Source organism: Lentzea aerocolonigenes (assembly GCF_000974445.1).
GTDB lineage: Bacteria > Actinomycetota > Actinomycetes > Mycobacteriales > Pseudonocardiaceae > Lentzea > Lentzea aerocolonigenes.
This window is the reverse complement of record NZ_BBOJ01000009.1, coordinates 293202-317512: the sequence shown is the minus strand read 5'-3', so window position 1 is coordinate 317512 and position 24311 is coordinate 293202. Positions and strand designations below refer to the sequence as shown.

Sequence of the window (24311 nt, the reverse complement as noted above, 5' to 3'; positions counted from 1 at the left end):
CACTCCCCGTTACGGTGAGGGAGTGCCACGCGCGTTGATCCTCGGGGGAACCGGCCTGATCGGACGGGCCGCGGCGAAGCGGTTGCGAGCGGCGGGCTGGACCGTCGACGCGCCGGGCCGCGACGTCGACCGCACCGACCAGGAGGCGCTGGCCGCCGCGATGGGCGACGGCGCCGACCTGCTCGTCGACTGCCTCTGCTACTCCGCCGCCGACGCCCGGCTGCTGCTGCCGCTGGCCCGGCGCGCCACCTCGACCGTGATGATCTCCGCGAAGGCCGTGTACGTGGACTCCCGCGGCCGGCACGCCAACTCCCCCGAACCTCCCCGGTTCGACGGCCCGGTCACCGAGGACCAGCCGACGCTCGAACCCGAGGAGTCCGACCCGTTCACGCGCGAGGGGTACGGCCCGAACAAGGTCGCGGCGGAACGGACGTTGCTCGACAGCGGCCTGCCGGTCACCGTGCTACGACCGTCCAAAGTGCACGGACCGGGCAACAAGCGCCCGCTGGAGCGGTACTTCGTCGAACGGATCCTCGCGGGGCACAGGGTCGTGGTGCTCGCGTCCCGCGGCGAGGGCGTCGACCACCCGACCGCCACCGCGAACCTGGCCGCGCTGATCGAGACCGCCGCCCACCACCCCGGCGCGCGGGTCCTGAACGCCGCCGACCCGGACGCGCCGAACGGCCTCGAGATCTCGCGGATCATCGCGGCCTCGCTCGACTGGTCGTGGCACGAGATCCTCCTCGACCACGCCGAGGCGGGCCTGCACCCGTGGCACCGCGGCTTCGTCCTCGACACGTCCGCCGCTCTGGCGCTGGGCTACCGCCCGGTCGGCGACTACGCGTTCACGGTGCAGGAGTCGCTGCGGGAGCTGGTCTGAGGCCACGACCCCCGTTCGAGCAGGTCGTGGCAGGATCGGGCACGTGAGTGACATTCAACGAGTGGGAGTCGTCGGTTCCGGCCTCATGGGCTCCGGAATCGCCGAGGTGAGCGCCCGCGCCGGCCTCGACGTCATCGTCGCCGAGGTCAACGTGGACGCGGCCGCGGCCGCGCAGGGGCGGATCGCCTCTTCGCTGGCCAGGGGCGTGAAGTCCGGCAAGCTCAGTGAGGCCGACCGTGACGCCGCCCTGGCGCGCATCCGGTTCACCACCGACATCGGCGACTTCGGCGACCGGCAGTTCGTGGTCGAGGCCGTCGCCGAGAACGAGCAGGTCAAGACCGAGGTCTTCACCGCGCTCGACAAGGTCGTGAAGGACGAGGACGCCATCTTCGCGTCCAACACGTCGTCCATCCCGATCATGAAGCTGGGCATGGCCACCGGCCGTCCCGAGCAGGTCATCGGCGTGCACTTCTTCAACCCGGTGCCGGTGCTGAAGCTCGTCGAGATCGTGCCGTCGCTGCTGACCGGCGCGAAGACCCAGGACCGCGCCGAGGAGTTCGTCCGGGGCACCCTCCACAAGGAGGTGATCCGCTCGCAGGACCGCGCCGGGTTCGTGGTCAACGCGCTGCTGATCCCCTACCTGCTCTCGTCGATCCGCATGCTCGAGTCCGGCTTCGCCTCGGCCGACGACATCGACAACGGCATGGTGCTGGGCTGCGCGCACCCGATGGGACCGCTGCGCCTCACCGACCTGATCGGCCTCGACACCACGAAGGCCATCGCCGAGTCGATGTACGACGAGTTCAAGGAGCCGCTGTACTCGCCGCCGCCGTTGCTGCTGCGCATGGTGGACGCGGGCCTGCTGGGCAAGAAGTCGGGCCGCGGGTTCCACAACTACGCGAAGTGAGTCCGGTGCCGGGTCGGCTTGCGCCGATCCGGCCCGCTCCGGCGAAGATCACGATTAACGTGATCGGCGTGGACCTCACCAAGGGCGAGCTCGTCGACTTCGAAGGCGCCGCGATCTCCGCGTCGTCCATCCGCGACCTGCTCGTGGACGCCGACGAGCTCGACCCTCGCGGCCTGAGGGTCCGCAACGCGCGCATCGAGGGACAGCTCGACCTCTGCGACGTGGTGGCCAAACGGCCGTTGGTGCTCTTGGACTGCACGGCGGACGCGCCGATCCTGCTCGACCGCGCGCAGCTGTCCGCGCTCGACCTGTCCGGTCTGACCGCACCGGCGGTGATCGCGCCGTGGATGCGGATCGAGCACTACGTCTACCTGGTCCGAGCCCGTCTCGACGGCGGCACCGAGCACCACGCCCTCGACCTCGCCGAGACGACGGTGGGCGGTCACGTGAACCTGCGCGGCGCACAGCTGCTCAGCCAGAGCCGGAACGCCCTCCACGCGGCCAAACTGCGCACCGGCAGCGACCTGTACCTCCGCGGCGTCAAGACGTCCGCGACAGTTGTCCTCGACGGTGCCCGCATCGGGGGCAACCTCAACTGCAAGGGCGCGGACCTGACCGCGCTCCACAGCGCTCTGCACGGCATGAACATGCAGGTCGAGGGCAGCGTCCTGCTCGAAAAGGAATTCCGCGCCACCTCGAAGCAGTACATGGCGGTGCGCATCCGGGGATCCCGCATCGGCGGTCAGCTGGTCCTCCGCGGCGGCGCGGCGAAAGGCCCCACGGCCGCGTTGGACGTCAAACACGTGAAGGTGGGCCAGGAGCTGTTCCTGCCGGCCGATTTCGCCGACGGCCGGGTGGAGCTGGACGGGCTCACCTACGCGGGCTCACCCCGTGACTCGACCCTCGACGAGTGGCTCGACCTGCTGGCGAACAAGACGCCGCAGTACGCGACCCAGCCCTACGCCCAGCTCGCCGCCGCGCACCAGGCGGCGGGCCACGAACGCGACGTCCGGCGCATCCGCGTCGCCCAGCAGCGCGACCTCCTTCGCCGCGGCAGGCTGACGCGCTGGAGCCGCGCGTGGCACCGCGTCACCGGCGCCACGGTCGGCTACGGCTACCGGCCCGCGACCGCGTTGCTGTGGCTGCTCGGCACGCTCGCCGTGTCGGCCGCGGTGGTGCTCGGCTCGGGCGCGGTCCGCTGCTCGACCGTCGAACAGATCGGCTACGCGCTCAACGCGGCCGCGCCCCTGGTGAAGACCGACGCCGTGCAACGGTGCCAGGTCGCCACGACGACGACGTCCGGTCAGTTCGTGGTCGTGGCGACGTGGATCCTGCAACTGCTGGCGTGGGCGTTCGCGACGTTGTTCGTCGCGGGGTTCACCGGCTTGGTCCGCAAGAACCCCTAAACCGCCGCCTCGAGCCGGTTCATCGAGTGCTGGATCAGCCCGACCAGCACCGCCTTCGACGACTCCCGGTCCCGCGCGTCGCACAGCACCACCGGGATCGAGTCGTCGAGGTCCAGCGCGTGCCGCACCTCGTCCACCGTGTACAGCTGCGCGCCGTCGAAGCAGTTCACCGCGACGACGAACGGGATGCCGCGGTGCTCGAAGAAGTCGATCGACGGGAACGAGGAGTCGAGCCTCCGCGTGTCCACGAGGACCACCGCGCCGATCGCACCCGTCGCGAGCTCGTCCCACATGAACCAGAACCGGTTCTGGCCCGGCGTCCCGAACAGGTACAGCACCACCTTGGTGTTGATGGTGATGCGCCCGAAGTCCAGGGCGACGGTCGTCGTGTCCTTGCCCTCGATGCCGGCGAGGTCGTCGACGTGCACACCCGCCTCGGTGAGCAGCTCCTCGGTCCTCAGCGGCGCGATCTCGGACACCGACCCGACCATCGTGGTCTTGCCGGTGCCGAACCCGCCTGCGATGACGATCTTGACCGCGGTGGGCACGGTCAGCTGGTCGTCAGATCCCACGAACACCATCCAGTACGGCCTGCAGGAGATCCCTGTCGGGAATCTGGGGAGGGGAGTTCTGCACGATCACGTCACCGCGCTCGATGAGGTCCGACAGCAGGACCTTCACGACGACGAGCGGGACGTCGAGGTAGGCGGCGACCTCGGCGACCGAGAGCGGGCGTGCGCACAGGGCCATGATCTCGCGATGCTCGACCGTCAGCGACGTCTGGTCGGACGCAAAGGAGGAGGCGCGGACCTGCGTCACCAGGTGGAGATCAGGCGCGTTCGGCCGGGTGCGGCCGCGCACCATCGCGTAGGGCCGCACCAGCGGCCCCGCGGCCTCGTCGTACCACCAGTCCTCCCGCGCGGTCATCAGCGCGACTCACGCGCCGAAGGAACTGTGGCCGTTTCCGTGCGCGGGGCCGACGAGAGGTACGTGCCCACCCGCTTGACCAGCATGTTCATCTCGTACGCGATCATGCCCATGTCCGCGTCCTCCTCGCCCAGCACGGCCAGGCAGGCGCCGTGGCCCGCCGCCGTCACGAACAGGTACGCGTGCTCCATCTCCACGATGGTCTGCCGCACCGCGCCGCCGCCGAAGTGCCGGCCGGTGCCGCGGGCGAGCGACTGGAACGCCGACGCCATCGCGGACAGGTGCTCCGAGTCGTCGCGGGACAGCCCGGCCGAGCGGCCGAGCAGGAGTCCGTCCGCCGACAGCACGACCGCGTGACGGGCGCCGACCACGCGCTGGATCAGGTCCTCCAGCAACCAGTTCAGTTCGCCGTGCTGGCTGGTGTTGTCCTTCATGACGAGGGGGCTCCTTCTGATCTCCAGTCGTCGGTCAGCCGGGCGTCACGGGTGCCGCGCTGGAACGCGGCGAGCCCGTCTCGGGTCCGTTCGGCCGACCAATCGCTGCTCACCGGCTCGGCGTGCGAAGGCTCCTCCGAGGACTGCACGAGCTGCGGCGCGAGGTTCTGCCGCTTCTTCCTGCGGGGAAGGGGTGCCTTCCCGTCCGTCGGAGGTGCCGCAGGGGTTGGTTCGTCCACCGATGCGTCTGCTTCGGAAACGGCTGGGGGCGCGGTCGCGTTCAAGGCCGCCTGGAATTCCGGGGTCACCTTCAGCGGGAAGCTCGGGTGGTCCGCGGCGTGGTGCTGGTCGCGGAACGACCGCACCGGCATCTGCGTGGTCTCGGTGATGTCGCCCGCGGTGTTGTGCGGCGCGACGATGTTGGGCGGCAGCACGCACAACGCGACCGTGCCGCCGTAGGGCGAGTCGCGCAGCTCCACCTTGATGCCCCGGCGTGCGGCGAGCCGGGCGACGACGAACAGCCCGAGGCGCGACTCGCCCCGGAACGCCATCGTCTCGAAGTCCGGCGGGTTGGAGAGCTTCGCGTTGGCCTGGAGGCGTTCCTCCTGCGTCATGCCGAGACCGTGGTCCTCGATCTCGATCACGATCCCGTGCGGCACGGCGCTGGAGTGGACGATCACCTCCGAGCGCGGCGACGAGAACGCCGTCGCGTTGTCGACGAGCTCCGCGAGCAGGTGGATGGTGTCGGCGACGGCGACGCCGACCAGGGCGCGGTCCGGCACCGGGTTGACCTTCACCCGGACGTACTGCTCGGTCTCGGCGACCGCGGACCGGATGATGTCGCTCAGCCGCACCGGCTTGCGCCACTGCCTGCCCGGCTGCTCCCCCGCGAGGATGATCAGGTTCTCGGCGTTGCGGCGGGCCCGTGTCGCCAGGTGGTCGAGCTGGAAGAGCGAGTCGAGCTGCTCGGGGTGCTCCTCCTCGCGTTCGAGTTTGTCGAGGATCTTGAGCTGGCGGTGGACGAGTCCCTGGTTGCGGTGCGCGATGTCGAGGAAGACCCGGTTCACGCCTTCACGGGCCTGCGTCTCCTTCACCGCGGCCGCGACGGCCGTGTACTGGGCGGTGTTGAAGGCGTCCGCGACCTGGCCGATCTCGTCGTTGCCGTAGTCCAGCGGCGGCATGTCGCGGTGGACGTCCACCTGCTCACCACCGCGCAGGCGCGCCACGATGTGCGGCAGCCGTTCCTGCGCCAGCCGCAGGGTGTCCTCCCGCAACGAGGTGAGCCGCGTGACCAGCGCCTTGCTGACCAGGCGGTTCGAGATGCGCAGCGCGAGCACGATGCCCACGACGACGGCGAGCAACGCGATGAGGCTGCCGATCAGCACCGCGGTGAGCCGGGTGTTCGCCTTGTCGAGGCCGAGGTCGGCCGCGGCCTGCGCCTGCCCGGTCGCGATCCCGACGAGGTTCTCGTGCACCGGACCGGCGGCGGCACGCCACTGCTGCTCGGTGACGGACGTGTCGCCGTTGATGATCCGGCCCTCGAGGTCGAGCAACGACCGGTACTCCGTGGTCGCGCGCAGATCGTCGTACCGCTGACGGGACTGCTGCAGGGCGTACGGGATCGTGGAGTCGACGCCCGAGTGGTAGGCGCCGACGAGCCGGGCGAACTCGACGCGCTCGGCCGGGGTGAACTTGCCGTTGAGCAACCCGCGCGACCCGATCGTGGCGGCGCGCGACAACCAGTCGGCTGCCTGGAAGATCGTGACCGCGTGGACGCTCGCCTGCCCTGCCTCCGCGTCCGGCACCAGACGCGCCTGCCGGGCGAACAGCGCGACACCGGCGTCGAGGACGCTGTTGTAGTAGTCGTAGACCGCCTGCGGGTTCGCGTTGCCGGACGCGACCTGCGCGCGCTGCTGCGGCAGCTCGTTCAGCACGGAGTTGAGGGCGTTGATGCGGTCGACCACGTCCTGGGGCGAGTTGTCCGAAAGGTCCGCGAAAGCGTCTTTCATCTTCCGGACGGATTCGTCGGTCGACTCCTGCTGCTTCTTCAACGCGGCCGCGTCCACACCGCCCGCCTTGCTCAGCAGGACGAGGCTCAGCTGGCGTTCCTTCTGCAGCCCGACGAACGCCTCGGCGGACGGGGTCGTCACGTCCTTCACACCGGATGCGATCGAGCGCATGTAGAAACCGTCGAAAACGGTGTACGAGGAGAAAACCGCCCACATCACCAGGAGAACGACACTGGGAACGACCACGACACCCGCCAGCCGGGACCGAATGGTCCGGTAGTTGGTCGGTGTGTAACCGCTCTTCTCGTTCACAGCGCTCTCACGGTCTCCGTAACCTGGGTCACTCCTTCGGCTGCAATAAGGTAACAAGCAAAGATCATCGTTACCCAATGACAGCGATCACACGCAGTGCGCGGTTGGCAGGCTACCCAGTCGAGTGAGCGGAGCAACACCCGGTACGAGGGTTCTCACAAGGCAAGAACCCCCGTACGGGCTAGTTCTCATGCACGTTTCACTATGGGCGCTCTACTGAGACAACGGTGTAGGTCGTCTCCGGAGTCGGCGGCGTGCTGAAGCGTGCATTCGGCAGGTAGAGGCGCTTGCCGAACGCGGCCACGGTCGTGGGAACGTCGAACCGCGGGTCCGTGCGTTCCGCGGCAAGAGTCGCGCCATCGCGGCCGAGCGTGTATCGCGCGACTTTGTTCAACCTGTTTTGCACCACGAACAACTGGCGTCCCTCACGCAACAGGCCGTCACCATTCGCAAGTGTTTGACCGTGCAAATTGATGCTCGTGGTGTTGCCCGTCCGAGCATCGATCTTGAACAGCACGCCGGTGTTGCTCTGCACCGCGATCAGGCCGCCGTCGAGCCCGGTGACGATGCCGTTGAGGTTCACCGCGCCGGGCGTGATGACGAGGTCACCGGTCAACGCGAGGGTCCGGTGCGGCTTCAGGCTCAGCGGCACCTCGTAGAGCACCGCCTTGCGCGAGTCGGTGAACCACGCCGACCTCTCGGTCAGCACGACGTCGTTGACGAACGTGTCCGTGGTCGCGAACTGGAACTTCGCCAGCAATGCGCCCGTGCGGGTGTCATAGACGCGTGCGTCGCCGCCCGTGCCGCCCGCGACCCACAGCCGTTTGCGTGCGTCGACCTTCATGCCGAGCGACGGCGTGCCAGACCCCTTCGCGAGCACCTTGCCGTTGCCGGTGCGCAGGTCCGCCGCGTAGATCGACCCGTCGGCCCGCGACCCGAAGTAGGCCGTGGTGCCGCTGATCGCGATACCTTCCGGTTGCCACCCGTTCGGCAGGGAGAACTCCGTCGGGAACCGCCCTGTTGGATCGTGCAGGGACCCGTCTGCGGTGGCCGGCGCCGCGGCGGTGAGCGTGACGCCCAGGACCGCCGCGAGCAGGACACCGAATCTGCGGTACATGCCGCCTCCTTCTCGGATTGGGGTGCACCTCGATCCTTCTCCAGGTGAGCGGCCGAACCGGAGTTTTCTCAGGAATCCGACATCTCCACTGCTCAGCGGTGGCTAGCCTGAGTTGATGATCACCGGAAGAGGCCGTCGACGGCTGCTGGTCGTGCTGATCGCTTTCGCCGCTTCGCTGACGTGGGTGCAGCCGACCTCAGCCGCGGCGGCGTTGACCGTGCTGCCGAACGCCTCCAGGGACTTCAAGCTCAAGATCGACCCGACGGCGGACTGGCGTGCCTACGGCGCGGCCATCAGGGGCGCCGAGGCGTCCGGCGCGGTCACGAGGGTCACGCCGTTGCAGGTGGCACAGTCCGCGCAGCACGTCGGCCGGTCGGCCCTGTGTCACGACACGGGACTGAACGGCACCTACAGGTACGACGGCTTCTGCTGGGACTCGGGGGACGACAACACCAGCGCCTACTCCTCGGAAGGTGGCTGGCACCCCCAGGGGTTCACGGCCTCGCACGACTTCGACGGCACGTCGTACCACGGCCACCATCTCTACCTGGCGTCGTGGTTCTTCGGAACCGCCGCCGCGGGCCAGAACAAGTTCGGGCGCGTCACCATCGCCGAGTCCACCGGCGGCCGGGTCACCTACGGCCACGTCATGCTCGTCCAGCCCACCGGCAACGCCACGTCCGGGAACTTCGTGCCCGTGACCAACGTCCACGCCGACGGCATGGTCTGGTACGGCAACAAGCTGTTCGTGGCCAACGGCGGCGAACTTCTCGTCTTCGACCTGCAGTACCTGTGGAAGATGAGCACCACGTCGCGCGAGGAAACCGGCATCCGCGCCGGCGTCTCGTCAGCGCGCTGGCACCAGTGGGCGCTACCGCTGGTGGCCCGCTATCACACGGGAGAACGCTCAGCCGATCCTCGTGCCTGCGCGGGAGCGAGCGGACCGATCTGCCTGGGTTCGCTGAGCCTCGACCGCAGCACCACCCCGCACGCACTGGTCTCGGGCGAGTACCGCAGCTCCGCGGCAGGCGCAGGAGGCCGGATCGCCCGCTGGCCGCTGAGCGACACCCACGACATGCCCAGGGCGGACAACGGCGACGCGGTGAACACGAGTTCCGCCACGGCCGGTTACAGCACACCGGTCTTCCAGATGCAGGGCGTGGCCACCGACGGCACCTGGTACTACATGTCCGGCGAGTGCCCCGAGAGCTGGGTCCCCGACCCCACCGCCCGCGGCGCCTACTCGTGCATCCACCGCGCACGCCCCGGCAGCGCGCCCTCCGTCCTCACCAAGTCCCCCAGCCTCACGCAGAACCTCTCCTACAGCCGTGCGTCCGGGCGCCTGTGGGGCCTGAACGAGTGGACCGGACACCGGGTGGTCTTCAGCATCGACCCGCCCTGACCCTCACAGCTCGGCGGCGGCCTCGGCGATGAGCTCCAACGACTCGCCGGGGCCCAGCGCGAGCTCCCGCAGGCCCGTGAACCGCTGCGCGCACTGCGCGGTCAGGCCCGGCTCCTCGACGTACTCGCCCCTGATGAACGTCTCCAGGTACGCCACGTCGTTGTGCTGGCGGTGCGGGAAGCCCAGCAACGTGAACGGCGACCCCATCGCCGGATAGGCCCCGGCGGTGCGCGGCACGACCTGAACGCTCACCGTCGGGTGCTCACTGACCTCCATCAGGTGCAGCAGCTGCGCCTTCATCACCCGCGGCCCGCCGACGACCTGCCACAGCACCGCCTCCGGGAAGACCACCTCCACCGCGAGCGGATCCTTGTCGCCCAGGCGCGTGGACCACGCCTCCCGCACCATCGCGAACCGCGCGGTCCGAACCGGATCATCGGTCTGCATCACGGCGTCGGTGTAGCCGGGGAGCTGGAACACCGCGGGAACGAGATCCGTCGTGAACACCCGCAGCAGCGTCGCCTCGAACACCAGGTTCGCGAAGTCCGCCGCCGGGTCGAAGTTCACCGCGTTGCCGAGCGCGCGCGTACGGACCTGTTCCGCGTACTGCGCGCGCAACACGACGGCCTGCCACTCCGGAGTCGGCACCTTGTAGACGTACCCGAGCGCCATGACGTCCACGGGCGCCGACGGCTGCACCGCGTTCTCCATCATGGACAGCTTGGCACCGCTGAAACCCACGCGCTGACCCGCTTCGGCGAGGCTCAGCTCGCGCTCGGCGCGCCACCCGGCCAGCTGCCGCCCGATGGCGCGTTCGAGCGTCGTGGCGCGGAAATCCTTCGGCATGACGAGAAGGATATGACCAATTCAGATTCCCGAATGGAGCACCCGGTGTTGATAACCGTTAAACGCCAACGCTTCCGGTTCAGCGGAGTGCTTCATCTTAAACGGCCGTTGGTGCTTTTCAAGCCGTTAGCTCTTCGTGCGCGCATGAGCACGCACGAGCTCATGGAACCTGAACGCGTAGTCGCCGACCTCGGTCAGCAACGACTTCTCGACCAGGTCGTCCAGCGCGTCCTCGACGTCGCACTCGGGTTCTCCCGCGATCGCCGCCGCCACCGGCACGTCGAACGCACCGGACTGCCACGCGCAGAGCCGGTAGAGCCGCGCCTGCCGTTCCGGAAGCTCCACATAGGACAGATCGAGGAGCTGCCGCAGGCGTCCGTCGTCGGTGAGCGGCGCGACGTCGATCTCGCCCGCCTGTGGGAGATTCAGCCTGGTACGACTGGTGATCAGCACCGTCCCCTGTGCGGGCAGCAGCGGCGTCACCTGGTCGGCCGAGTCCGCGTTGTCCAGCAACAGGGTGAACTGCCGCCGGCTCACGAGACTGCGGAACAGCGCGGCTCTGTCGTCCGCGGACACGTGGTTGAGACGGAACGCCCGCAGCAGCGCGTCCAGGTCGTGCGTGGCCAAATCGAAGTAGAGCTGGTCGCCGGATCCCCTCTCCCGCAACCACTTGAGCGCCAGCGCCGTCTTCCCCACCCCGCCGGCCCCGCTCAGCACCGTCACCCCGCCGGCCCGAATGCCCGCCAGTTCCGCTTCCCTGCCGACGAAGTGCCGCGGCGGCGCGGGCGGCCGGAAGTGCGGCGGCACGTCGTTCCTGCCCCTGATGACCCCTGTGGTGGTCATCGCCAGTACGTCACTCATCACCCGTACCTCCCCAACACATCGAAGTTACGGGCTTTCTTCTTCTTGCGTCAGACGGCCATAGAGTGATCGCACGTGAGTGCGGCACCCGTGTTCGACGTCGAGGACTTCACCTGACGTCCGTTGATGATGATCTTGCACGTGAGTTCGCCGTGCACGCCCTCGAGCCGGATCGCGATCCGGCCCTTGCGCTTGCTCATGCGCTCGAACGGCATGTCCGGGTTGCGGAGGACTCGTTCCTCCTCACCGGGAATGGCGTAGGTGAGCCGGTCGGTCGTGCCCGAACCGTCCACCACCACGCGGATGCTGGGCGCTGCCGCGCAGCCGGTGCTCCCGGCCAGCAGCAGGCCCACGAGTAAGGCCGTCTTCATGGTGGGAACAGTAGGAAGCGAGCAGGCGCGGATACATCAGCCTGAAGGCTCACACAGCATCAGCCGTCAGAGTGACAACCCGAGATCCCTCAGCCTTTCCTCGACGCGGATCCGCTCGATCTCCCGGTCCATCCCTTCAGGCAGGACCCGCAACCGATGGTCGACGTCCAGCGCCTTGCACGCCTGCACGAGCAACGCGTCGTACGCCTGACGAGCGGCGATCTTCTTGACCGCCGAGGCCCCCGGCTCGAAGCACGCCCGTGTCCGCCGCACACGACGAAGGTCGGCCGCGATTCGTTCGATCGGCCGATGCGGGGACACACGAGCGGGAGGGCTTTGAAAACGCAGCCGGCGCAGCGCCTCCATCAGGCTGAAGGGCACCCCTTCAAACTACCCCGCCTGCAACGCCAGGAAGAGGTCCACGCGGGCCTCGAACTCGGCCAGGTCGACGCCCAGCAGCTCCTCCACGCGCCCCACCCGGTACCGCAACGTGTTCACGTGGACGTGCAGCTTGGCGGCGGCGGTCGTCCAGGAGCCCGAACAGTCCAGGAACACCTTCAACGTCCCGGCGAGGTCGGAGCCGTGTTCGGCGTCGTAGTCCAGCACCGGGCCGAGCAGGCGCCTGCGCAACGAACCGCGCAACTCCTCCGGCACGCCCGCGAGCAGCAGTTGGTGCAGTGCGATCTCCTCGCCCGCCACCACACACGTGCGGCCTCCACGCCGTTCGCCGAGCCTGCGCGCGTGCGTTGCCTCCTCCGCAGCGCCACGCAGTCCACGCGAGACGACCGGTGAGCTGATGCCGACGAGCACGCGGGACGAGCCGAGGCCCGGTTCCATCACGCGCATCGCCTCACGCACGTCGTCGGGCACCGCGTCGTCGGCCTTCGCCACGGCGCAGACCGTGTCCGCGACGGGCGTCACCAGTGCTTGGGGCAGCGCTTCCTCCAGCACGGCGGCCGCGAGTTCCGTGCGCTGGTCGGACGTGACGGCGCTGATCACCCGCAGCCGGGCGTCCTCCAGCCCGGCCGCCGCCAGACGTGACTCCAGGTCCGCCGACCCGCTCAGCACCGCGGCCACCAGCGGTGCGGCCGTGCGGTTCTCGATCTGACGGCCCTGGGCCTGCCGCAGGCGTTCCAGCGCGACGAGCGAGGCGAGCTCGGCGGCGGCCTCCAGCTGCGGTTCGCCGCCCACGACGAGGATCCAGCTGGTGAGCCGGCTGCCGCCGCGTTCGGAGACGGGCACGAGCGTCACGCCCCTGACCGTCTTCGGCAGACGGTCGGCCTGGAGGAACTCCTTGACCAGGCTCACCCGCTCCGGCAGTTCGCCGCCCGCGACGACCCTGCCGGTCGTGGAGAGCACCCAGCACTGCGCGCTCAGCTCGTGGCTGCCCGCCAGCAGCAACGCGGGCAGGCCGGAGCCCTCCGCGACGACGTTCAGCAGGCGGCGGTGCCGGGAGAGGCCGACGAGCTCCATCGAGACGCGCTCGGTGATCGTCGCGAACGACAGGTCGACCGGCACCTCCAGCAACGGCACGTGGTGGCGAACGCAAGCGTCGACCAGGTCGCCGGGCAGCGCGCGGTTCTCGGTCTCACTGGCGGCCAGTCCCGCGACCTTCGCGGAGGCGAGCGAGCGGACGAACGTCTCGGAGTCCTGCGGGCCGTGGTGCCAGAGCAGGCCGGACAGCACGAGCTCCCCGCCGGACAGGTACCGGCTGGGGTCGGGCAGCTCCGTTCCGTACACGCGGGTGACGGTGCGGTCGAGCTGGTCGGAGCCGGTGTGCAGGCTCAGGCGCAGTTCCGGCATCTGCAGCAACGTCCGCAGCAGCAACATGGGAGGTCACTTTCGTCCATTCGTGTTTGTAGGAAAGCACAAATTCGTTACGTGTAGGAGCCTGCTGATTCATGTAATCCGGCCGTAGCTCAGGGACACATCGGGTCTGTGTACTGGCTCACAACCAGATGGGAGGGCGAGTGACGATCTCCACGCACGTGCTGGACGCGGCACGCGGCAGGCCGTTCACGGGCATCACCGTGTCGCTGCAGCGCCGCGACGGGACCGAGGTGGCGAAAGCCGAGACGAACGCCGACGGACGAATCACCGGATGGGGTGACGGTCTGGAGGCCGGCGTGTACCGGCTGGTCTTCGACACCTCGCAGGCGGCGCCGTTCTTCCCCGAGGTCGTGCTCACCTTCGACTACTCCGATCCGGCCCAGCACTACCACGTGCCGCTGCTGCTGTCGCCGTTCGCCTACTCCACCTACCGAGGTAGCTGACGATGGACTTCCTTCGACCGGAAACGCTCGCCGAGGCGTTGGAGATCAAGGCCGAGCGCCCCGACGCCGTGCCGATCGCCGGTGGCACCGACGTCATGGTGGAGCTGAACTACGACCACCGCAGGCCGGCCGCGCTGCTGGACCTGACGCGCATCCCCGAGCTCCAGCAGTGGGAAGACGGGTTGCGCGTCGGTGCCGGCGTGCCGTACGTGCGGATCATCGACGAGCTGGGTGCTCAGCTGCCGGGCCTCGCCATGGCCTCGCGGACTGTCGGGTCGCCGCAGATCCGCAACCGGGGCACGGTGGGCGGCAACCTCGGCGCGGCTTCCCCCGCGGGCGACACGCACCCGGTGCTGCTGGCGTCGGACGCGGTCATCGAGGTGGCCTCCGTGCGCGGGACGCGGATGATCCCGGCCGCCGAGTTCTACCTGGGGGTCAAGCGGAACGCCTTGGAGCCGGACGAACTGATCGTGGCCGTCCACCTGACGCCTGCCAAGGGGCCACAACAGTTCTCGAAGGTCGGCACCCGCAACGCCATGGTGATCGCGGTGTGCTCGTTCGCGATCTCGCTGTTCCCGCAGGAGAACCGGGTGGGCGCCGCGGTCGGGTCGGCCGCTCCGACGCCGCGCCGGGCGCCAGAGGCCGAGGAGTTCCTGGCTTCGGCGCTGGACTTCAAGAACCCGAAGCCGTTGCTGGACTCGGTGAAGCGCGAGTTCGGGGAACTGGTCTCGCGGGCCGCGTCACCGATCGACGACGTGCGCGGGTCTGCGGCCTACCGCAAGCACGCTCTGGCCGTGATGGCCCGCAGGACGCTGGGCTGGGCCTGGCAGGAACTTCTAGCCAAAAAGAATGGAAGCGAGGAGCGGCCATGCGCGTGAACGTGACGGTCAACGGCGAGCAGCGGCAGGCCGACGACGTGTGGGAGGGCGAGTCGCTGCTGTTCATGTTGCGTGAACGGCTCGGGCTGCCCGGTTCGAAGAACGCCTGCGAGCAGGGCGAGTGCGGTTCCTGCACGGTCTACCTGGACAACGTGCCGGTGTGCGCGTGCCTGGTCGCGGCCGGGCAGGCGCAGGACCGTTCCGTTCGCACGGTCGAGGGGCTCGCCGAGGGCGATCAGCTCGACCCGGTGCAGGAGGCGTTCGTCGAGGCGGGCGCGGTGCAGTGCGGGTTCTGCACGCCCGGTCTCGTGGTGCAGGCGCACGACCTGCTCGACCGCGTGCCGAACCCGTCCGACCCGGAGATCCGCGAGGCGCTCGCCGGGAACCTGTGCCGCTGCACGGGTTACGAGAAGATCCTGGACGCCGTGCGATTGGCGGCGTCGCGCCGATGATCGTCCTCGACCGCTGTGCGGTGTCCACCGTGGACTCGGCCGGGACCGAGCACCTGTCCGGTCACGTGGTCGTGGCCGACGGGCGCATCCAGTCCGTCGGTTCGGGTCCCGCGCCTCGGCCGTCCGAGTCGCACACGTACGTCGACGCGTCGTCGTGCCTGGTCACGCCGGGGCTGATCAACACGCACCACCACCTGTACCAGTGGGCGACGCGGGGCCTCGCCCAGGACGCGACGCTGTTCGAGTGGCTGACCACGCTGTACCCGGTGTGGCGCGGGCTCGACGACACCGTGACGCACGCGGCGGCGTCCGCGGGCCTCGCGAAGCTGGCGTTGACCGGCTGCACGCTGGCCGCCGACCACCACTACGTCTTCCCGTCCGGCGGCGGTGACGTGTTCAACGCGCTCGTGTCGGCGGGGCGGCGGATCGGGATCCGGCTGGAGGCGATCCGCGGGTCGATGGACCGCGGCGAGTCCCACGGCGGACTGCCGCCGGACAACCTGGTCGAGGACACCGAGGCCGCGCTGGTCGCGACCGAGCAGGCGATCGGCGACTACCACTCGACCGCGGACGACGCGCTGGTGAGGGTCGCCGTCGGACCGTGCTCGCCGTTCTCGGTGTCGAAGGAGCTGATGACCGGAGCTGCTTCCCTGGCCCGCCGGCACGGCGTCCGGCTGCACACGCACCTCGCCGAGACGCTGGACGAGGAAGAGCAGTGCCTGGCGGAGAACGGGTGCACGCCGACCGAGTACGCCGAGCAGCTCGGCTGGCTGGGTTCGGACGTGTGGCTCGCGCACACCGTGCACCTCAACGCCGACGCGGTGAAGCGCCTCGGGGCGACCTCAACGGGTTCCGCGCACTGTCCGACGTCCAACGGGCGTCTGGGCACCGGGATCGCGCCGGTCCGGGACCTGCTGGACGCGGGTGCACCGGTCGGGCTCGGGGTCGACGGCGCGGCGTCCAACGAGGACGGTGGACTGGTCGTCGAGCTGCGTTCGGCACTGTACCAGGCCCGTCAGCGCGGTGGGCCACGTGCGCTGGACGCCCGCAAGGCGTTGTGGATGGGCACGATGGGCGGCGCGCAGGTGCTCGGCCGGGCGGACTCGCTGGGCTCGATCGAGCCGGGCAAGGTCGCGGACCTGGCCGTGTGGGACCTGTCCGGAATGGACTACGCGGGGATCGCGGACCCGGTGGCGGCGCTCGTGCTGGGCACTCCCCCGCCGTTGAAACTGTTGATCGTGGGCGGTGAGGTCGTGGTGCGGGACGGTGTTCTGCTCACGGCGTCGACCGACGAGCTGGCGCGTGACCTCTCCGCCGCCAGCACCAAGCTCCAGGAGGCTGCGCGATGACCCTCACTCCCGCCGAACTGACCTCCGCGGTGTCGGGTGGCATCGGGACGTCGCCGCAACGCCCGGACGGCAACCTGAAGGTGCGCGGCGAGTTCGCCTACGCGTCCGACCTGTGGCACGAGGACATGATCTGGGGCGCGACCCTGCGCTCGCCCCACCCGTACGCCCGCATCACGTCGGTCGACATCACCGAGGCGTTGAAGGTGCCGGGCGTGTACGCGGTGCTGACTGCTGACGACGTACCCGGCCGCAACCTGTACGGGTTGGAGCACAAGGACCAGCCGGTGCTGGCCGTGGACGTCGTGCGCTACCAGGGCGAGCCGATCGCGCTGGTCGGTGCCGACCACCCGGAGACCGCGCTGCGGGCGATGAAGAAGATCGTCGTGACGTACGAGGTGCTCGAACCCGTTGTGGACATGGAAACGGCGGTGGACGACACGCCGTTGCACCCCGGCGGGAACCTGGTGCGGCACGTGCCGATCCGGCGCGGCTCGCAGGACGTCACGGCCGAGGTCGTGGTCACCGGCCGGTACGAGGTCGGCATGCAGGACCAGGCGTTCCTCGGGCCGGAATCCGGGCTCGCGGTGCCGGCTTCCGACGGTTCCGTCGACCTGTACATCGCGACGCAGTGGCTGCACGTCGACCGCGACCAGATCGCGGCCGCGCTCGGGCTGCCGCAGGAGCAGGTCCGGTTGACGCTCTCGGGTGTCGGTGGCGCGTTCGGTGGCCGTGAGGACCTGTCCATGCAGGTGCACGCGTGTCTGCTGGCGCTGCACACCGGCAAGCCCGTGAAGATGGTCTACAACCGCGAGGAGTCGTTCTACGGGCACGTGCACCGGCACCCGGCCGTGCTGTACTACGAGCACGGCGCCGACCACACGGGCAAGCTGGTCTACGTCCGCACTCGCATGTACCTGGACGGTGGCGCGTACGCGTCGTCGACTCCTGCGGTCGTGGCCAACGCGGCGACGCTCGGCGTTGGGCCGTACGAGGTCGACAACGTGACCGTGGACGCGTACGGCGTGTACACGAACAACCCGCCGTGCGGTGCGATGCGCGGATTCGGTGCTGTGCAGGCAGGTTTCGCCTACGAGTCCCAGATGGACAAGCTGGCGGAGGCGCTGGGCATGTCGCCGGTGGACGTCCGGGTGCGCAACGCGATGACCGAGGGTTCCGTGATGCCGACCGGCCAGGTGGTCGACTCGGCCGCGCCCGTCGCGCAGCTGCTGAAGCTGGTGCAGGACAAGCCTTTGCCCGCAGGGACGTCGTCGGACATCCGTGAACTGCCCGGTGGTGTCTCGAACACCACGCACGGCGAAGGTGTCGTGCGCAGAGTCGGATATGCCGTCGGCATCAAGAACATCTGCTTCTCCGAGGGCTACGACGACTACTCGACCGCACGTGTGCGCGTTTCGATGGTCAACGGTTCGTTGTCCGCCGCTGTGCACACCGCTGCGTGCGAGGTCGGCCAGGGCCTGGTGACGATCATGCAGCAGATCGTGCGGACCGAGCTGGGCATCGAGCGCGTGACCGTGCTGCCGATGGACACGACGATCGGCAACGGTGGCTCGACCTCCGCCTCGCGCCAGACGTACGTGACCGGTGGCGCGGTGAAGGCCGCCTGCGCGTTGGTGCGCGACAAGCTGGCCGGCCGCACCGACATCGGCGACGAGGTGATCGACGAGACCACCGAGTGGCGTCACCGTGCGACCGAGGCCATCGATCCCGTTACCGGGCAAGGCAACGCGCACGTCCAGTACGGCTTCGCCGCTCACCGCGCGGTCGTCGACGTGGACGTCGACCTCGGTCTCGTGCGCGTCGTCGCCCTGGACTGCGCCCAGGACGTCGGCAAGGCGCTGAACCCGCAGGCCGTGGTCGGCCAGATCCAGGGCGGTTCCGCCCAGGGCCTCGGCCTCGCGGTGATGGAGGAGATCCAGACCTCCGGCGGCAAGGTGCGCAACCCGTCGTTCACCGACTACCTCATCCCGACCGTGCTCGACATGCCGCCGATGAGCATCGACGTGCTCGAGCTCGCCGACCCCCACGCCCCGTACGGCATCCGCGGCGTCGGCGAACCGCCCACCATCTCGTCGACCCCGGCGATCGTGGCGGCGATCCGCGCGGCGACCGGCCTGGCGCTCACCCGCGTCCCGGTCCGCCCGGAACACCTCACCGGTACCTGAGTTTCTGGAGTTTGTTGCTGTGAACGCACATCTGCTCGCCACGATCGACCTGGCCACCCGCAACGTGGCCTCGGGAGGTGGCCCGTTCGGCGCGATGATCGTCCGTGACGGCGAGGTCATCGCCACCGGCGTCAACCAGGTGACGTCAACGCTCGACCCCACCGCGCACGCCGAGGTCGTCGCGATCCGCGCGGCCTGCCAGGCGCTCGGTGACTTCCGTCTGACCGGCTGCACGCTGATCTCCTCGTGCGAGCCGTGTCCCCTGTGCCTGTCCGCCGCGCTCTGGGCGCGCGTGGACAAGGTGATCTACGCCGCTGACCGCGACGACGCGGCCGCGGCGGGGTTCGACGACCGGGAGTTCTACGAACTCTTCAGCAAGCCCCGCAGCGAGTGGGACTTGCCGGTGCACCAGATCTCCACAGGCGAGGACAACGCCCCGTTCACCGCGTGGATGTCACTCGCAACTCGTATCGACTACTAAAGCGGCCAAAAGCCTCAGCTGACCGGAGCTTGCACTTGTCTAAACGCGTTCCGGCGATGGAACGCGCCCACCGGCATGGGAAAGGCCGTCCTTCAATGACCCAGTTACGGAGCCGACCGACGTCTTCGTCGCTCGACCAGTTCTTCCGCATCACCGAACGTGGCAGCTCGTTGGGCCGCGAAGTGCGCGGTGGCATCACGACGTTCGTCGCGATGTCGTACATCGTGCTGCTGAACCCGTTGATCCTCGGCGCGTCCGCGGACATCACCGGCGCCAAGCTCACCATCGCCGAGATCACCACGGCGACCGCGCTGGCCGCGGGCGTGATGACCGTCCTCATGGGACTGGTCGGCAACGCACCGCTGGCGATAGCGGCGGGCCTCGGCGTGAACGGCGTGGTGGCGTTCCAGATGGCGCCGACCATGACGTGGGCCCAGGCCTTCGGGCTGGTGGTGCTGGAGGGCCTGTGCATCGTGATCATGGCCGCGTCCGGCGTCCGTGAACGCATCATCAACGCGATCCCCGGACCGTTGAAGATCGCCATCACCGTGGGCATCGGGCTCTACATCGCTTTGGTGGGACTGGTTTCCGCCGGTTTCGTGACCCGCACGCCGGACGCGGCGCACTCGACGGTGCCGGTGCGCATGGGCCTCGACGGCCACCTCAGCGGCTGGCCGATCGCGATCTTCTGCCTCGGCCTGCTGCTGATGATCGTCCTGCTGGCGCGCGGCGTGCCCGGTGCCGTCCTGATCAGCATCGTGGTGGCCACGGTCGTCGCCGTGCTGGTGAACGCCGTGTTCCACGTCGAGGGCTGGGGCCTGGTGACGCCTTCCCTGCCGACGTCGGTGGTCGGCTCGCCCGACTTCGGGTTGTTCGGCCGGGTGGACCTGTTCGGCGGCTTCGTGTCGGCCGGCGTGATCGCGGCGACGATCTTCCTGTTCACGCTGGTGCTGTCGGGTTTCTTCGACGCCATGGGCACGATCACGTCCGTCGCCGACGAGGCGGGTCTCGCCCGTGACGGTCGCGTGGAGGGCATGGGCAAGATCCTGATGGTCGACGGTGCCGGCGCGATCGCGGGCGGCGTCACGGGATCAGCCCCGAACACCGTGTTCCTGGAGTCGGCCGCGGGCGTTGGCGAAGGCGCCCGCACCGGCCTGGCCTCGGTGGTGACCGGCGGGTTGTTCCTGGTGGCGCTGCTCTTCACGCCGCTGGCGGCCATCGTGCCCGCACAGGCGGCGGCGCCCGCGCTGGTGGTGATCGGCGGGCTGATGATGACCCAGATCCGCCGGATCCCGTGGCAGGACACGGACTTCACCATCCCGGTGTTCCTGACGGTGGCGATCATCCCGTTCACCTACTCGATCACCAACGGCATCGGCGCCGGCCTCGTGTCGTACGTGGTGCTGCGCATCTGCAAGGGCCGCTGGCCGGGCTGGCTGATGACCGGCCTCGCCCTGATGTTCGCCGTGTACTTCGGCGTGGATCTGATCACCGGCAAGTGACGCGGTGAGGTTCGGCCGGGCGGCCACCCGGCCGAGCCTCTCCGCCCGAGGGAGGTTCGATGCGTGACCTGGCACCGACGTTGCTGTCGTGGGACCGTTTCGCGGTCGCCTCGGTGGTGGCCGTGCGCGGCAGCGCGCCCCGCCCGGTCGGCGCGGCGATGGCGGTCGGCCCGTCCGGCGAGGTGATCGGCAGCGTGTCCGGCGGCTGCGTGGAGGCCGAGGTCTACGACCTGGCGTGCACGGTGCTGGAGACCGGTGAGCCGGAGCTGGCCACGTTCGGCTACTCCGACGACACGGCGTTCGCGGTCGGCCTCACCTGCGGCGGTTCGCTGGACGTGCTGGTGCAGCGGGACAGCCCGTCGTTGCGTGCGGCCCTTCAGGCCTCTGTGGACGGTCATCCGGTGTCGGTGTTGCTCAGCGCCGAGGGCCGGACGTTCGCCGAGTCCTGGATGCCGCCACCGCGCCTGCTGGTGTTCGGCGCGATCGACCACGCCGCCGCGGTCGCCGAGATCGGGCGTTTCCTCGGCTACCACGTGACGGTGTGCGACGCACGGCCGATCTTCGCGACTCCGGAGCGCTTCCCCGCAGCGCACTCGGTGGTGGTGGACTGGCCGCACCGCTATCTGGCCTCTACACACACCGATGCCTCCACGGCCGTTGTGGTGCTCACGCACGATCCGAAGTTCGACATCCCAGTGCTGCGTGAGGCGCTGTCCAGGCCGTTGGCATTCGTCGGCGCGTTGGGCTCGCGCCGCACACATCTCGAACGCCTCGACAGCCTCCGTGCGGAGGGCGTGCCCGAATCGTCGTTGGCGCGCTTGAGGTCACCGATCGGCCTGGACCTCGGCGGCCGCAGCCCAGCGGAGACCGCCGTCTCGATCGCCGCCGAGCTGGTGGCCGTGCGGCACGGTGGCAGCGGCCTGCCGCTGTCGGTTCTGTCGACCCCCATCCACCGGACCCAGGAGAGTCATGGCACTGATCTTCCTCAACGGCGGCGGCATGAAGGACGGCCCGCTGCACTCCCAGCTGCAGGGCACGCCGATGGTGTGCCGGGCGCGCAGTGCGGCCAAGTACCGGTACTTCTCGGTGCGGGGCAAGTTCCCCGCGATGCACGAGTCGGGCTCGGCCTCGGTGGTCGGTGAGCTCTACGACCTGCCGCTGAAGATCCTGCGCGACCACCTCGTCCCGGCAGAGCCCCCGGAGCTGGAGATCGGCGTCATCGAGCTCGAGGACGGCAGCGCCGCCCTGGCCACCGTGCTGCGCGACGCCGTGGTGGACGGACTACTCCAATCGGGTGACATTCAGGACATCTCGTATCTGGGCGACTGGCGGGAGTTCCTACAACGCGAGGGGTGAGGGAGCGGCATCGGGGGGTGCCGCTTGGCAAGGGGGAGTTGCCGCAGGCGGCGGGGCCAACCGAAGTGGCCCCGCCGCCGGGGCACCGCAGCCAGACACCGCCCGCCGGGGCACCTCCGCCGGGGCACCTCCGCCGGGGCACCTCCGCCGGGGCACCTCCGCCGGGGCACCTCCGCCGGGGCACCTCCGCCGGGGCACCGCCACGTCGCCGCCGGCCGCATCAACGCCGCTGCCGGGTTTCCTCGACCCAGCTCAGCGTCCACGTCCTCGCAGCAGCCCGCGCTCGTACGCCACCGCGACCGCCGCGGCCCGGTCCGAGACGCCGAGCTTCGCGTAGACGTGCAGCAGGTGCGTCTTCACCGTCGCCTCGGAGATGAACAGGGCCGCCGCCACCGCCCGGTTCGTGGATCCCTTCGCCACCAGCGCCAGCACGTCGAGCTCCCGCGCCGACAACGGCTCCAGCGCAGGCTCCCGGACCTGCCCCAGCAACCTCGTGGCCACCGCGGGCGACAGCACGGCCTCCCCGGCGTGAGCAGCCCGGACGGCCCGCTGCAACTCGTCGCGCGGGGTGTCCTTCAACAGGTAACCGGTGGCGCCGGCCTTGATGGCGGGCAGCACGTCCCGATCGGTGTCGTAGGTGGTGAGCACCAGCACGCGGCACGGGTGCGTGCGCAGGCGCTCGATGGCGGACAGCCCGTCGGAACCCGGCATCCGCAGGTCCATCAGCACGACGTCCGGCGACACCGCCGCGACCACGGCCACCGCCTCGTCACCGGAGGCGGCCTCGCCGACCACCTCGAAGTCGGAGGCGGCGAGCATGCCGCGCAGGCCGTCGCGGACGACCGGGTGGTCGTCGACGATCACGAGCCGGATCACGTCGGCCTCCTCGCGGTGCCGGAGCCCGGCCCTGCCTGGCAGCCGCGGACCGCCGACGCTCCGCTCACGTCACGAACCACGTCGCCCCCAAGCACTCGTGTTGTCCACGTGCACGCGGCCAACGGAACCAGTCTCCGCCACTCACGCCGGCACCCGTGCCGAGATCGCCGTCCCCGCCCCCGGCTCCGACTCCACGAACAGCGCCCCCGACAGCCGGTGCAACCGGTGCCTCATCGCGGGCAGGCCGAACCCCGCCGACGGGTGTGCCAGGTCGAAGCCCACGCCGTCGTCGCGCACGTCCAGCGTCACCACGTCCTCCATGTACGACAGGGTCAGGCCCACGCGGGAGGCGGAGGCGTGTTTGGCCACGTTCGCCAGCGCTTCCTGGGCCGTGCGCAGGAGGGCGACCTCGACCTCCGGGTGCATGACGCGGACGGCGCCGGTCAGCGTCACCGAGACCGGCACGCCGTACACCGTGGACCAGCCGGAGGCCACCTCGTCCAACGCTTCCGGCAGGGCCGCGGAGTCCAGGGCCGGCGGGCGCAGGGCGTGCACCGAACGGCGGGCCTCGGCCAGGTTCGCGCGGGCCAGGTCGGCCGCCACCGAGACGCGGCATTCCCAGTCGTCGGTGGTGGCCGCCGAGAGTTGCGTGATGATGCCCGTCAGGCCCTGGGCCAGCGTGTCGTGGATCTCGCCCGCCAGGCGGTGGCGCTCGTCCTGCACGCCCGCCTCGTGCGCCTGCACCAGGAGCTGGGCGTGGAGGCCCTCGTTCTCCTCCAGCAGATCCTTGCGCAGGCGGGCCTGCTCGGTCGTCACGTGGCCGACGAACGTGAAGGTGCACGCCACCACCACGAACACGAGCAGCAGCAACCAGAAGGCCGGCCGGGCCTCCGCGGGTGGATAGCCGCCGAACAACGACAGCGTCGCCAGCGCCGCGGTGAGCGCCACCACGAAGAACATCCAGCGGCCACGCAGGAGTTCGCTCGCGTAGATGTACACCGCGTACGACACCGCACCGAACCAGTGCTCGCGCATGCCCAGCACCGCGTAGAACACGACCATGCCACCGATGAACACGGCCATGAGCTCCGCACGGGCGTGCCACCGCGGGTGCAGCGTGAACCACCACGCCATCCACGCGTAGCCGAACGCCACCAGGCCGTAGGTGACCCAGCGCTCCGAGGTCGAGTGCGCGGTGAAGATCGAGTACATCACCGTCGTCACCGTCAGCACGAAGTACGGGATCGTGTGCGCGACGAAAGCGAGCCTGCGCTCCCACCTGTCCAACGCGGCCATGTCCACGAGCAACCCCCAGCGAGCTGATGCGCCGGGCCCCTGCCCGGTGGTGACGGCCGGTCATGATCGAGCGAGCCCTGCTGCTCGACGTACCGGCGCAGCACGGTGAACGGCGCAGCTGCCACCGAATCGGCGACATGTCCGGACCCTAGCCGTTGCGACGGCCGGCCGGGCCGAAACCGCTGTCCGGCAA

25 protein-coding genes are annotated in these 24311 nt (G+C 69.6%); 13 read left to right on the top strand and 12 right to left on the bottom strand.

Translation table 11 applies throughout. The features are described from left to right. Positions 1–22 precede the first annotated feature (22 nt). From AOM45_RS19665 to AOM45_RS19655, 3 genes are all read left to right on the top strand, one after another. Complete coding sequence (locus tag AOM45_RS19665) at positions 23–880, top strand: NAD-dependent epimerase/dehydratase family protein (protein ID WP_035909500.1); 858 nt, start codon at positions 23–25, stop codon at positions 878–880. 43 nt (positions 881–923) lie between these two features. Further along, the gene (locus AOM45_RS19660; protein ID WP_030466219.1) at positions 924–1787 is read left to right on the top strand and encodes a 3-hydroxybutyryl-CoA dehydrogenase; all 864 of its coding nucleotides are present in this window, start codon (positions 924–926) and stop codon (positions 1785–1787) included. 68 nt (positions 1788–1855) lie between these two features. Continuing rightward, positions 1856–3193 carry a hypothetical protein gene (locus tag AOM45_RS19655; RefSeq protein ID WP_156093659.1) on the top strand — a complete coding sequence of 446 codons (1338 nt, stop codon included), beginning with the start codon at positions 1856–1858 and terminating at the stop codon, positions 3191–3193. Here the strand turns inward: AOM45_RS19655 and AOM45_RS19650 are convergent. The 5 genes from AOM45_RS19650 to AOM45_RS19630 form a co-directional block, all read right to left on the bottom strand. Further along, positions 3190–3774 (bottom strand): GTP-binding protein, encoded by a 585-nt coding sequence (locus AOM45_RS19650; protein WP_030466221.1) that lies wholly within the window; start codon positions 3772–3774, stop codon positions 3190–3192. The two genes, AOM45_RS19655 and AOM45_RS19650, sit on opposite strands and share 4 nt — an antisense overlap. Beyond that, entirely contained in the window at positions 3755–4120 is a 366-nt protein-coding gene (locus tag AOM45_RS19645; RefSeq protein WP_030466222.1) for a DUF742 domain-containing protein, read from the bottom strand. Before AOM45_RS19645 ends, AOM45_RS19650 begins: the two co-directional genes overlap by 20 nt. Next, entirely contained in the window at positions 4120–4554 is a 435-nt protein-coding gene (locus AOM45_RS19640; RefSeq protein WP_030466223.1) for a roadblock/LC7 domain-containing protein, read from the bottom strand. The genes AOM45_RS19645 and AOM45_RS19640 overlap by 1 nt, the downstream gene beginning before the upstream one ends. Further along, complete coding sequence (locus AOM45_RS19635) at positions 4551–6875, bottom strand: sensor histidine kinase (protein WP_030466224.1); 2325 nt, start codon at positions 6873–6875, stop codon at positions 4551–4553. Before AOM45_RS19635 ends, AOM45_RS19640 begins: the two co-directional genes overlap by 4 nt. A 202-nt stretch (positions 6876–7077) precedes the next feature. Further along, complete coding sequence (locus tag AOM45_RS19630; protein WP_030466225.1) at positions 7078–7992, bottom strand: NHL repeat-containing protein; 915 nt, start codon at positions 7990–7992, stop codon at positions 7078–7080. A 115-nt stretch (positions 7993–8107) separates the two neighbouring features. On the opposite strand from AOM45_RS19630, the gene AOM45_RS19625 reads away from it, so the two are divergent. Further along, positions 8108–9394 (top strand): hypothetical protein, encoded by a 1287-nt coding sequence (locus AOM45_RS19625; protein WP_059362602.1) that lies wholly within the window; start codon positions 8108–8110, stop codon positions 9392–9394. Positions 9395–9397: 3 nt separating this feature from the next. Here the strand turns inward: AOM45_RS19625 and AOM45_RS19620 are convergent, their stop codons facing one another. The 5 genes from AOM45_RS19620 to AOM45_RS19600 form a co-directional block, all read right to left on the bottom strand. Continuing rightward, entirely contained in the window at positions 9398–10240 is an 843-nt protein-coding gene (locus AOM45_RS19620; protein WP_030466227.1) for a helix-turn-helix domain-containing protein, read from the bottom strand. Positions 10241–10366: 126 nt separating this feature from the next. Beyond that, a complete protein-coding gene (locus AOM45_RS19615) occupies positions 10367–11101 on the bottom strand; it encodes an ATP-binding protein (protein ID WP_030466228.1) in 735 nt (244 codons plus the stop codon). A 50-nt stretch (positions 11102–11151) separates the two neighbouring features. Then, positions 11152–11472 (bottom strand): hypothetical protein, encoded by a 321-nt coding sequence (locus AOM45_RS19610; RefSeq protein ID WP_156093660.1) that lies wholly within the window; start codon positions 11470–11472, stop codon positions 11152–11154. A 66-nt stretch (positions 11473–11538) separates the two neighbouring features. After that, on the bottom strand, positions 11539–11853 hold the full coding sequence (locus tag AOM45_RS19605) for a hypothetical protein (RefSeq protein ID WP_156093661.1): 315 nt from the start codon (positions 11851–11853) through the stop codon (positions 11539–11541). 9 nt (positions 11854–11862) lie between these two features. Then, on the bottom strand, positions 11863–13302 hold the full coding sequence (locus tag AOM45_RS19600; RefSeq protein WP_030466231.1) for a PucR family transcriptional regulator: 1440 nt from the start codon (positions 13300–13302) through the stop codon (positions 11863–11865). 128 nt (positions 13303–13430) lie between these two features. Here AOM45_RS19600 and uraH point away from each other — a divergent pair, with 128 nt between their 5' ends. The 9 genes from uraH (at position 13431) to AOM45_RS51815 (ending at position 21946) form a co-directional block, all read left to right on the top strand. Continuing rightward, positions 13431–13745 (top strand): hydroxyisourate hydrolase, encoded by a 315-nt coding sequence (gene uraH / locus AOM45_RS19595; protein ID WP_035909505.1) that lies wholly within the window; start codon positions 13431–13433, stop codon positions 13743–13745. Positions 13746–13747: 2 nt separating this feature from the next. Further along, positions 13748–14623, top strand: a complete 876-nt coding sequence (locus AOM45_RS19590; RefSeq protein WP_030466233.1) for an FAD binding domain-containing protein — start codon at positions 13748–13750, stop codon at positions 14621–14623. Continuing rightward, entirely contained in the window at positions 14614–15075 is a 462-nt protein-coding gene (locus tag AOM45_RS19585; protein ID WP_030466234.1) for a (2Fe-2S)-binding protein, read from the top strand. Before AOM45_RS19590 ends, AOM45_RS19585 begins: the two co-directional genes overlap by 10 nt. Continuing rightward, a complete protein-coding gene (locus tag AOM45_RS19580) occupies positions 15072–16424 on the top strand; it encodes an 8-oxoguanine deaminase (protein ID WP_030466235.1) in 1353 nt (450 codons plus the stop codon). The genes AOM45_RS19585 and AOM45_RS19580 overlap by 4 nt, the downstream gene beginning before the upstream one ends. Further along, positions 16421–18607, top strand: a complete 2187-nt coding sequence (locus AOM45_RS19575) for a molybdopterin cofactor-binding domain-containing protein (RefSeq protein ID WP_030466236.1) — start codon at positions 16421–16423, stop codon at positions 18605–18607. The genes AOM45_RS19580 and AOM45_RS19575 overlap by 4 nt, the downstream gene beginning before the upstream one ends. A gap of 19 nt (positions 18608–18626) precedes the next feature. Then, complete coding sequence (locus AOM45_RS19570; protein ID WP_030466237.1) at positions 18627–19088, top strand: nucleoside deaminase; 462 nt, start codon at positions 18627–18629, stop codon at positions 19086–19088. A gap of 95 nt (positions 19089–19183) precedes the next feature. Further along, complete coding sequence (locus tag AOM45_RS19565) at positions 19184–20590, top strand: NCS2 family permease (protein ID WP_030466238.1); 1407 nt, start codon at positions 19184–19186, stop codon at positions 20588–20590. A gap of 59 nt (positions 20591–20649) precedes the next feature. Next, on the top strand, positions 20650–21732 hold the full coding sequence (locus AOM45_RS49630; protein WP_081901923.1) for an XdhC family protein: 1083 nt from the start codon (positions 20650–20652) through the stop codon (positions 21730–21732). Beyond that, positions 21617–21946, top strand: coding sequence for an allophanate hydrolase-related protein (locus AOM45_RS51815; RefSeq protein WP_372497407.1), 330 nt, complete (start codon positions 21617–21619; stop codon positions 21944–21946). The genes AOM45_RS49630 and AOM45_RS51815 overlap by 116 nt, the downstream gene beginning before the upstream one ends. Positions 21947–22198: 252 nt before the next feature. Here the strand turns inward: AOM45_RS51815 and AOM45_RS19550 are convergent, their stop codons facing one another. Both AOM45_RS19550 and AOM45_RS19545 read right to left on the bottom strand, forming a co-directional pair. Then, positions 22199–22822 carry a response regulator gene (locus AOM45_RS19550; RefSeq protein WP_030466241.1) on the bottom strand — a complete coding sequence of 208 codons (624 nt, stop codon included), beginning with the start codon at positions 22820–22822 and terminating at the stop codon, positions 22199–22201. A gap of 141 nt (positions 22823–22963) precedes the next feature. Continuing rightward, positions 22964–24118: a sensor histidine kinase gene (locus AOM45_RS19545; protein WP_030466242.1), complete on the bottom strand. Its 1155-nt coding sequence runs from the start codon at positions 24116–24118 to the stop codon at positions 22964–22966. Between the last annotated feature and the right edge of the window lie 193 nt (positions 24119–24311).